At 56.2% G+C, this 9,849-nt stretch carries 8 protein-coding genes; 5 read left to right on the forward strand and 3 right to left on the reverse strand.

The features are described 5' to 3' along the window. Positions 1–602: 602 nt before the first annotated feature. Positions 603–1,889: an outer membrane protein assembly factor BamB family protein gene (locus VGE80_RS04985; protein WP_440591890.1), complete on the reverse strand. Its 1,287-nt coding sequence runs from the start codon at positions 1,887–1,889 to the stop codon at positions 603–605. A 508-nt stretch (positions 1,890–2,397) separates the two neighbouring features. Here VGE80_RS04985 and VGE80_RS04990 point away from each other — a divergent pair. After that, positions 2,398–3,450 carry a hypothetical protein gene (locus VGE80_RS04990; RefSeq protein ID WP_440591891.1) on the forward strand — a complete coding sequence of 351 codons (1,053 nt, stop codon included), beginning with the start codon at positions 2,398–2,400 and terminating at the stop codon, positions 3,448–3,450. A 168-nt stretch (positions 3,451–3,618) separates the two neighbouring features. Here VGE80_RS04990 and VGE80_RS04995 read toward each other — a convergent pair whose 3' ends face one another. Next, positions 3,619–4,437 carry a ferritin-like domain-containing protein gene (locus VGE80_RS04995; RefSeq protein ID WP_373652441.1) on the reverse strand — a complete coding sequence of 273 codons (819 nt, stop codon included), beginning with the start codon at positions 4,435–4,437 and terminating at the stop codon, positions 3,619–3,621. 152 nt (positions 4,438–4,589) lie between these two features. Between VGE80_RS04995 and VGE80_RS05000 the strand changes: the two genes are divergently transcribed. The 3 genes from VGE80_RS05000 (at position 4,590) to VGE80_RS05010 (ending at position 8,019) form a co-directional block, all read left to right on the forward strand. Next, positions 4,590–6,038, forward strand: a complete 1,449-nt coding sequence (locus VGE80_RS05000) for a UbiD family decarboxylase (protein ID WP_440591892.1) — start codon at positions 4,590–4,592, stop codon at positions 6,036–6,038. 165 nt (positions 6,039–6,203) lie between these two features. Beyond that, entirely contained in the window at positions 6,204–6,944 is a 741-nt protein-coding gene (gene ubiE, locus VGE80_RS05005) for a bifunctional demethylmenaquinone methyltransferase/2-methoxy-6-polyprenyl-1,4-benzoquinol methylase UbiE (RefSeq protein ID WP_373652439.1), read from the forward strand. 22 nt (positions 6,945–6,966) lie between these two features. Then, positions 6,967–8,019 carry a CobW family GTP-binding protein gene (locus tag VGE80_RS05010; protein ID WP_373652438.1) on the forward strand — a complete coding sequence of 351 codons (1,053 nt, stop codon included), beginning with the start codon at positions 6,967–6,969 and terminating at the stop codon, positions 8,017–8,019. A 238-nt stretch (positions 8,020–8,257) separates the two neighbouring features. Here VGE80_RS05010 and VGE80_RS05015 read toward each other — a convergent pair whose 3' ends face one another. Next, on the reverse strand, positions 8,258–8,542 hold the full coding sequence (locus tag VGE80_RS05015; RefSeq protein ID WP_373652437.1) for a YbeD family protein: 285 nt from the start codon (positions 8,540–8,542) through the stop codon (positions 8,258–8,260). Positions 8,543–9,203: 661 nt separating this feature from the next. Between VGE80_RS05015 and VGE80_RS05020 the strand changes: the two genes are divergently transcribed. After that, a partial coding sequence (locus VGE80_RS05020) for a CHASE3 domain-containing protein (RefSeq protein ID WP_440591893.1) occupies positions 9,204–9,849 on the forward strand: 646 nt, incomplete at its 3' end.

Raw genomic sequence — 9,849 nt, forward strand, 5'->3', positions numbered from 1 at the left:
GGTTTATCCCGGTCGGGTAGGTGGGCTTAGCGTCGACTTTGGCGGTCGCTTAACGGCAGCTTGCAATTTGATCAGGGCAGCGGGACTCATCCCGCTGGGGGCGATTTCAGCAAGCGTTCGTCTGGCGAGGGAGTCATCCAGATCGCGTTGCCGGTTGAGAAAGAGAACAGGGGGCTGGTTCACTACCAGCCTCTCGCTGAGCTCGAGACTGCTCGGACGCCCACCTCGTTTTTTGACTGCCTGTGATTTCTACAGCCTGTTGGAGGTCGTCTTTGCGGTCCCTTGTCAGGCGACTCGAATTGCTTGTTTCCTTCTGCCCCCCCGCCACTTTCGAGACTCGAGTGGCGCCGTTCGGACCGCGGCAGCGGTAACATCTCGGAACGAAATATTTGAACTGATGATTGGGTGTCGCAGTGGGGTTCGATTCTTTCCCCACACTGCAACCCCTTTCTATTTTTGCTTCAGCTGAGCGGATTGAGTTGCTGTCGACGATGCCCACCGCAGCTGTGGGCACGTTGTGACTGGCGTCTTGGGCGTACTGCAATCTTCTCACCAAAATTCCAGGCGTGCCGCGGGGCACGCCTAGGTTGATCTTCGCGGTTTTACTTCCCTTGGGCAATGGCCCAAAGATGCTGAAAGGAGCGGATGTAGATGACTCCGTTTGAGATGGCGGGGGACGAGGAGATGTCTTCGCCCAGTTGGTTTTCGGCGAGGATTTCGACTTTTTCAGCGGCCTTGACGACGGTCACCTGGCCATCGCGGGCGGTGAGATAGATCTTGCCATCGGCGTAGACGGGTGAGGCGCGGTGGCGTTGACGGTGGGTGCGCTGGTAGTCGAGCTGTTCGCCGGTCTTGGCGCGCAGGATGGCGAGGTCACCGTTTTCCATGCACAGGTAGACCAGATCACCCACGATCAATGGAGAGGGGACATCGGGGGTTCTTGCGGAGGACCACCAGTGGAATTCGCTCTGTTTGGTGATATCTCCGCGGCCGTTGGGCTTGAGAGCCACGACAGGCCCCTTTTTGGCGCTGGGGACGACGATCAGTCCTTTTGCAACTCCGGGGGAAGCCACGAACCGCAGCGTGGGATCGTAGTTGGATTTCTTATTCAAGTCGCCGCATCGCCAGAGCTCATGCCCATCCTTGAGATCGTGAGCGACGACAAAGTCGGCCCCATGAGACAGCAGGAACTTTTCGTTCCCATCATCGTAGAGGATTGCTGAGGCGTAGGACGATTCATTTTCGGAATGGGCGTCACTGGGACGATCGACTTTCCAGATTTCTTTTCCCGTGGCGGCATCGAGAGCCACGACGCAGGCTTCCCGTGTGGCGGCATCGCCGTCCCCGTGGATCAACTGCTGGTAAAGCACTCCCTCGTGCAGCACCGGTGAGGCTGTCAGGCCGAAGGCGATCTCCAGCTTTCCGTACCGGTCCTGCACGTCGAATTTCCAGACTTCCTCCCCGTCTGCGGTATAGCAACCCAGGATGCCGTTCGCGAAGAATGTCCAGACGTGCTTTCCGTCTGTAACGGGTGAAGGTGAAGCTGAGTTTCCTTCGTCACCCCGAACATCCTTGTTCCCCTGGGCGACCGTCTGCCGCCAGAGTTCCTTGCCATCGCGTGACACGGCAATCAGTACCAGTTTGCCGTCTTCGGCCGTTGATGTCAGATAGATGCGATCGCCCCATACGACAGGTGTCGAACCGGCGGGGCCAGGGAGTTCAAGCTTCCAGGCAACGTTCTGTGTCGGGCTCCACTCGACGGGCAGATTCTTCTCGGTCGAAATCCCGTCTCCGGTTGGTCCTCGCCAACTCGGCCAATCCCCAGCCCTCACTAAAGGGCTCGCGGCAAAGATGGAAAATAAAATTGTCAGTACGAAAGGGCGAATCATGTCCAGGGCCTCGATCAATCTCTTCAGGTCCAATTACAGGGGAATGTGACGAGCGGGGGGGCAATCGGGGGAGGCAGCGATCCCAGGTTGAATGCCAACCGTGAGATAGTCATTCGGACGAGCAGTGGTGCGAGCCGATGCCAGATCGTCTTGACTGCCTTTCACGATCGACCGCGTGTTAAGTGTGTCAGCGACCTTCCCTGTCGTCAAACTGGGGGAATGAAAAGTCGGTGCTCTGAAGAGAGATTCCGCTGTAAAATTGAATCGTGGGTCAAGGTCCAGTACGATCACCACGCTGATGAAGTAATTGAAACAGCGTCACGGCTTGTTTCCACTGAAGCCTTGCGGGGCGTCAGAGGGAGTGGCAGTCGTCTTCCGCAAACGAGGGCGAGTGCAGGGATGCATTTCCTATGTGGACTTCTTCAGATCGATTTCCCGGTCTGGTTGAGTGATTCATAGATGGTGTTGCGCGGTGAAACTTTCTGTGGTATGGATGAATGGAGTGAGTATGCGTCGATTGTTTGTTCAACCGTTAACTGCGGTACTCGCGGTTCTGGCGTTCGCCCCGATGTCGTACGCCCAAGAGGCGGCGGAGAAGCCAGCGGAGCCTACTCCGAAACTCTTGGTGAAGCACCTGAATAATCCCTCGGGCGTTACCGTCCATCCGGGGACGGGGCATGTCTTCGTGACCTCGAATCAAGGAGTCTTCCGCTGGGATCGGTCGACTCCCGGCAAGGTCTATCTGGAAGTCGAAGGCTTTCCCACAGACGTCTACGGCAAAGGACCCAAATACAATATCGGACCTCTGGGGGTGACGTTGTGGGGCACTGACCGACTGATCGTCCCGGATGGGGGCCTTCAGGACGGTGAAGAGCTGGTCCGTGTCTACAAGATCGCTGACGAGCTTCCCGCCAAGCCACGTAAGGCCACGGAGACCGAATTTGCTCTTGGTCCGATCAAAGGGAATCCTGAGATCAACTACAAGGGCGAAGGGAACTATTACGCCGCTATTGTCTGGAATGACACGATCTACGTCACCTCCAACGGTGACGACACCAAGGGGTGGATCGCCACGGCAAAAATCGTCGACGGCAAGCCAGGTGAATTGACCGGCACGATCGCTACGAAGGAAGCGACCGAAGTCGACGCACCCGTTGCGATCACCGTTACGCCCGATGGCTCAAGCCTGGTCGTAGGTCAGATGGGCGAGATGACCGTCCCCGGTGATTCTCTGCTGACCTTCTACGACAAAGAAGGCAAATTGACCAAAAAGTTGACGACAGGCCTGAACGACATCACCGGTCTGGCTTACAGTCCCAAGACGGGAAAACTGTACGCCACCGATTTTGCCTGGGCTGAAGAGATCAAGGGAAATGGCGGACTGTTCGAACTGGAAGTGGGCGAAGAAGCGGTCACTGCCAAGAAGATTGTCAGTCTTGATCGACCAACGGCCCTGGCCTTTGACAAAGAGGGGACACTGTACCTCACCGTCTTCGGCACGGGTGAGAACACTGGCGAAAAGCCCACCGGAGGGCTCGTTCGACTTGAGCCAGGTCTGTAATCAGGCGGACCTCCCCAACCGTTTGACGTGACAGAAACGATGACACTGCTTGACTGTTCCGGTCAAGCAGTGTTTTTTCATGTACGGGTGGACGTTTCTTGAGCGGACTTGGATGTCGCCGATCAGAACGCTTCACGTACTCAATTTCGCAGTAATCCGTTGTTGTGCTCAGCGGCCCGCAGGCTCGGTCGACGATCCTTCATTCGGTTCCGGTGCCTGAAGGCGCTCGATGAATTCACGGGACATACCTGCCGCAATTCGGGGGGCCTCGTGGAAGATGTCTCCCACCGATTTCTCGGGGCGAAGCGGCCAATGCAGGTGTTCGACGTAGGCATCCCATTCGCTTTGCGCAGCAGGTTTGAGAATCCTCAGCCATTTCAGGCCGAAGGCAACGTGATGAATTTCATCCTTGTGGATCGCCTTCATGATCGCGGCGCTGCGTGAATCACCTGCGGCAGCGAAGTATTCTTCAAATTCGAGCGTGTGATCCAGATTGCGTCCCTCGAAGGTGAGGGGGATGCCGGCGAGATAGTCGAGCACCGACTGAAAATCCTGGGCCTTCTTCCAGATGTAGCAGTTGACCGGCAGATCGCCGAACTGCACACCCAGGTCTGCGGCCTGATCTGCGTGCATGCGTGTATGCCGCTGCTCGTCGGCCATGACTTCGGCGAGTCCCATTCGAAATTCCGTCGGGGCATCCGGGAAGGCGAGCAGGACCCAGGCCATGACTTCCAGAGCCTGCAGCTCGTGGTTGGCGAGGATGTGATGAGCGATCGCCCGTTTTCGGGGGTCTGAAAAGTTCGACGGATGCGGCATCGACGGTGCGGCCCGTCGCGGGGCAAACTGCAGATTGGCGGGGCGAACAGGCTCGGCAAGGCGGACGGATGGCCCCGGATTCTCGTCCGTCAAAGTTTCGCTCATGCGTTGAATTTTGACTTCCAGCGAGTCGCTCAGGAGAACTCGTTCAGCAAATGCTCGTAATTCCATGCTCGTTTTCCTAGTATCTGCGGGCGGTCGCGTTCAGTGCCCACACCAATTGACTGTATCAGAATCCTGGCTCGCTGATCGTGACGACCTTGAGCCAGATCGTGAACGACCCTGGAAGGGAATGTTGCCATTCCTGAAGATGTTGGACGATTATGTCGCATGCCTCTTTGGCCGATTTCCTCGCATTGCTGCAGGACAACAATGAGCTTGTCCGCGTCTCTGCGCTGGTTGATTCCTCCATCGAAATTGCTGCGATCACCGATCGCGCGACAAAGGCGACTCCCAGCGGTCCAGCCCTGTTCTTCGAGAATGTAAAGAATAGCACGATTCCTGTCGTGACAAACCTGCTGGGAAGTCGTCGACGAATCTGCCTGTGTCTGGGGGTATCGGACCTGACCGAGGTTTGCGGCGAGGTCGAACGACGCCTGGAACTGGCTCAGCCGGCAAGCTGGCTCGACTCGCTCAAGCTGGTCCCGTCACGGGGATCGATGGGACAATTTGCGCCGAAGCTGGTCAAGACTGCAGCGTGCCAGCAGGTGGTCCGTGTCGGGCGTGACGTAAACCTGTGGGATCTGCCCATACCCCGAAACTGGAAAGGGGAACTGGATCCTGTCATTACGTCCGGGCAGCTGGCCGTGGTTCACCCGCAAACACGCAAGCTCCATCTTTTCCAGTCGCCGCTCGTTGTGGCAGGACAAAGTGAACTGGGCTGGTATGACGAACATCCGGTTCAGCGAGACATTATCCACGCCGCCATCAGCTCTGGACAAAATCTTCCGGTCTCGATCAGTTTGGGAGGCGACCCCCTGCTCCGCGTGGCAACGGGACTTCCCTGGGTTGGGGATGTGCGCGGGTTTGTCGGACAACTTCGCGGCGCCAGTTTGGAACTGGTTCGCTGCCGGACGAATGAAATCGAAGTTCCGGCAGGATCCGAATTTATCCTCGAAGGGTACATTGACGCGGCGAATTCAAGGACGTCCCGAGCGCGAACCGTCGCCCGGGGAAATGGTTCGTACGTTTCTCGAGAACTGCCGCTGATCCAACTGACCGCGATTACGCATCGCGCCAATCCTGTGTTTCCCGCGACGGTGGTCGGATTGCCCCCGAGCGAAGAGAGCTGGATCACCGCTGCTCGCGAGCGAATTCAGCTCTCGATGGTCAAACGCCTGTTGCCGGAAGTGATGGATCTGCACCAGCCATTTTCAGCGGCGGGCCGAAACATCCTGTTTGTCCGCATTCGCAAGACGGTTGAATTCCAGGCACGGCGGATCCTTCATTCCCTGTGGGGACTCGAAGAACTGGGGCAGACCAAGATGATTGTCATTGTCGACGAAGACGTTGACGTCCAGAACGAGGCGGCCGTCTGGTTTACAGTGGGAACAAATACGTGTCCGAGTCGAGATTTTCTCTTCTCAGATGGTTTGGCGCGAGATGATGACTACACTCCACTGACGGAGTCGCTTGCCAGTCGGGTCGGAATCGATGCGACTCGCAAGAGTTCGAGAGAGTCAGAGCGACCGTGGCCCGAGACGCTGCAGGCTTCGGACGAAATGATGGCTCGCGTTACGGAGCGTTGGGCCGAATATGGATTGGCGGATTGATGCTGTCACATTGACTGCAAACTTAAGATCAGGCGTTTGGGTCCCACTGAGGACAGGTCTGGCCAGGTTTGTAATTGATGTGGGCACTCTCCTTTGGATGGGAGAGCCGTTCCGCCATTCCGCGACATTGCAATTGAAAAATTACACTACCAGCTGAAGTAAAATATGTCTGCGACTGTTGATAAATCGGAAGCCCGCGTCCGTCAGATGTTTGGCGAGATTTCGGGCCGATACGACCTCATGAATCACGTGCTTTCCGGAGGCGTGGATTACTACTGGCGTGCTCAGACGATCCGTAAGGTGGCCCCTTCCGGGACCGCGCCGATTCTGGATGTCTGCACGGGAACGGGCGACCTGGCTCTGGCTTACTGGAAAGCCGGTCGAGGGAAAATCCCGGTGATGGCAACGGACTTTACTCCGGAAATGCTGAAGATCGCGGAAGGGAAACGGGATCGCCAGTTTGGAAAGCAGATCGCGGAAGGAGCGGCGAGTTTGACGTTCCGCGAAGCCGACACACAGCAGCTTCCATTCGAAGATAATCAGTTTCAAATTGTTTCGGTGGCGTTCGGTCTCAGAAATGTGACGAACACGGAAGTGGGGATTCGGGAAATGACCCGCGTTTGCCAACCGGGTGGACGGGTTGCCATCCTGGAATTCTCGATGCCGACGAACCCGATGTTCAACTTCGTATACCGCAACTACTTCAAACACGTTTTGCCGCGGATTGGCCAGCTGTTCGCAAAAAACAAGCAGTCGGCGTATGAGTATCTGCCTGCGTCGGTTTCTGAGTTCCCTTACGGAAAGGAACTGGCAGACAAACTGGAGTCGTGCGGGCTGACCAAGGTGACGTTCACGCCACTAACGTTTGGCATTGCCACCCTGTATGTTGGTGAGAAACCTCAATAATTTCTTCTCATTGCGATTGCCGATGTTTATGACCGACCGAAAGCGGATTCCGACAAACCTGATCACGGGCTTTCTGGGGGTGGGAAAGACGAGCGCGATCCGACACCTGATCAGTCAGAAGCCTGCGGGAGAGCGTTGGGCCGTTCTGGTCAATGAGTTTGGTGAAGTCGGTATCGACGGGGCATTGATTGAATCGGCGGGTTCGGACAACGTTGCCGTCACTGAGATTGCCGGCGGGTGCTTTTGCTGCTCGTCTGATTCGCCGATCGAATTCTCGTTGATGGAACTGATCCGTCAGACGAATCCTGATCGCGTTGTGATTGAACCCACTGGACTGGGGCATCCTGCGAAGGTTCTCGACACTCTGCGCGGACCCTGGTTCCGCGGGATTGTCGATCTGCGAGCCACGATCTGTCTCGCGGATCCGGCTGACTATGCCAATCCCGCCGTCACGAATGTGAACGTCTTTCAGGATCAGCTTCACATGGCGGACGTCGTCGTCGTGAACAAACTCGATCGCACCTCCCCTGATCGACTTCGTGAATTTCTCACCTTCTTGAATGGACTGTTTCCACCCAAGGCTCAGGTTCTGACGACGACTGGGGGCCGGATCGATCGATCGCTGCTAGATACGGATATCTCTCCAGAGCGGACCGCGTTGTTTCCGGATGCTCATCCTGCGCGTCCTGAACCTGACGTGACCACAACCAGCGCGAGTGAGACAGTTCGGGTTGGTGATCGTCCGCTGATTTCGATGCTGCTCCCCGGGCATCCCGTACGAAAAGAGAGTCGACAGAGCGATCGTGCGGCATGCGGGTGGATCTTTTCACCGCTGGACACGTTCCGTCAGATCAGCCTGTTCGAACTCTTTAGCGGCAGCCTCGATGTTCACCGCTTGAAGGGCGTGTTCAACGTCGGGAGTGAATGGATTCTCTACAATCGTGTTGGTGGGGAACTGACGTACGAGTCGATTCCCTATCGCCGAGACAGTCGACTGGAGGTCATTCTGGACCAGCCCGATTTCGACTGGAACGAATTCGAAGTCCTGCTGCTGCAGTGTCTGAAGACTCGCTAACGCGAAGGTGCACGTCCAACTCTGCGGATGACGCTTCGCTCGCTCAAACTGGTTCGGGGCGACTTCTCCTCACCACGTCACCTTTACCGCGTCACCTTTGACACCGTATCGCCCGATCGTGGGGCCGGCGATGATGGTGAAAGCCACCGCACCAGACCTCTGCGCGCACGCCTGAAGCAATGCTCCAAAGGTGCAGTCTGATTGTTCGGAGATCTACCGCAACGTGCATGGGCGCAGGTTACAACAGCATGACCAGACCCTCGAGATTTCGAATGGCGCTGTAGATATCGATCACTTGTTGCGATGTTTCAACCTGGGGTTCGACGGTCACCGAGACATGTCGTCCCGCAGCGGTCTCCTTCAGTTCATAAGGAGGATCGAAATCGAGTTCCAGAGTCAGCCGTACAACGGCGACCACGCGGGAAGCAAAATCATCTGCTGGACGTCCAATCGCTTTAAAAACGAATCGTCCGGGGAAAGAGTGGGTTTGTTCGAGGAGTTCTTGAGGGGGATGCGGATTCATGAACTGACTTTCAGCTTAGGGCTTTTCGTGCAGGGCATTCTAGCGATCGATTTCAGGTGGTTAAATCCTGTAGCGGCAGATGCAGAGGTAGAACGCAACAGCCTCGACAAGACAGTTGGGTCGCTGCCGGACCGACTTTGATATGTGAGAAGACGGAACTGGCTTGAGAGGGCTGCTTCTCTGACCGGAGCCAGCGGGAAGCAGCGAAACCAATGCTTGACTTCAGTGCAGATGGACAAAGGTGGTTGCACCGCCCTGCTGCCTGGAACGCATGTGCGGAGACGTCGCGTGGACCACCACGAATTTGCGCCAGCAAGATTCCATGTCACGTCTGCTCGCGCCGAGTTCAGCGTGGGTTGCGAAGTCGCACGCTTGAGGAGAATTTTGTTGGTCCGTCTCACTGCTTGGAAATCTGCCTCCAAGGTGTTCTCTTGGTACTCCTGATAGCCATGATCTTTGGTATAAAAAATGCAGAGTGCCTCGCGTCGCGGCTGGATCCGACGGTGGACTATCGAGTGTCTAGATATAAGTGGCTCACTGGTCGATTGGGACGATCGGGCTTCACTGTGGTCTATTCTTGACCAGGTTGTCTGATAACCGGTGATCGTTGTACTGTTTCCTCTCCCTGTTTTTTGCCGACCTCAGAATGTGAACTTGCTTGATGAAGAAAAGCCGCATTTCGCCCACGACGCTGACTCTTCGATCTGAGACTTTTATTATTCTCGGGATGGTCGCTGCACTTATCCTGTTCATTTTCAGTGGGGTTATCTCTTACACGAACACATTGGCGCTCAGTCGTAACGCTCGGCAGATTGCTGATACCCATGAGCTGTTGATGGGGTTGACGGATCTTCTCGCCTTGTCCGCGGATGCAGAAACGGGGCAGCGGGGTTTCGTCATTACAGGGGACGAGAAATACCTGGAACCCTACACGGTGGCCGTGGTGCGCATTCGATCTCGACTCGTCGACCTGGATCGAATGATGAATCACAGCTCAGAACAGCGATCGCGAATTGCGTTCCTTGAAGCAGGGATCACCGACAAGCTCGACGAACTCGCAGAGACAATCGCGCTGCGTCGGCAGAGTGGATTTGAACCTGCTCGGGACGTGGTCGCTACGGACCGGGGAAAAGCGGCGATGGATGCCGTTCGGACCGAGATTACAGAGATGAGGTCGGTCGAGCGACAAAGAAGACAGGAACGCCTGGCGGCGATGGATCGGTCTTATTCCAGAGCCATTACCAGCGGTTTCATCACCTGCATCTTTGGCGTCATTGTGTCTGCAATCCTGACATATCTGGTCAGGA

Source organism: Schlesneria sp. (assembly GCF_036405755.1).
In the GTDB taxonomy this organism is placed as follows: domain Bacteria; phylum Planctomycetota; class Planctomycetia; order Planctomycetales; family Planctomycetaceae; genus Schlesneria; species Schlesneria sphaerica.